The organism is Psychrobacter sp. 78a-MNA-CIBAN-0178 (genome assembly GCF_040309625.1).
GTDB classification, from domain to species: domain Bacteria; phylum Pseudomonadota; class Gammaproteobacteria; order Pseudomonadales; family Moraxellaceae; genus Psychrobacter; species Psychrobacter okhotskensis.
This window is the reverse complement of the sequence record NZ_JBEOOZ010000102.1, coordinates 1-290: the sequence shown is the minus strand read 5'-3', so window position 1 is coordinate 290 and position 290 is coordinate 1. Positions and strand designations below refer to the sequence as shown.

Here is a 290-nt window from a genome sequence, read left to right as displayed (position 1 = left end):
CCTTTGACGACTTTGGTTCTGGCAGCAGCAGAGAAGTTTTTAAGTTGACCGAAGTTCACCGCGTCTTTATCATTACTACCGTCGTCGACATTCACAATTTTTCTATTGCCAGCATTGATACCGTTAGTGGTAACGCTTGGGCCACCAACAACATAAAGCCCAGTGCTATTTAGATTCGTAATGCCAAACGGACTTGCTACCGTAACACCTGTAAGGTTGATTGAAGTACCAGCCAATGCATTTCCAGTTGTCATACCGAAACGGTTAACGTTAGTGACAGGCCCTAGACC

1 pseudogene is annotated in these 290 nt (G+C 45.2%); it reads right to left on the bottom strand.

Annotation, left to right across the window (positions count from 1 at the left end):
* Positions 1-173: pseudogene (locus tag AAEY80_RS14425) on the bottom strand (hypothetical protein); the annotation flags it as partial.
* Positions 174-290 lie beyond the last annotated feature (117 nt).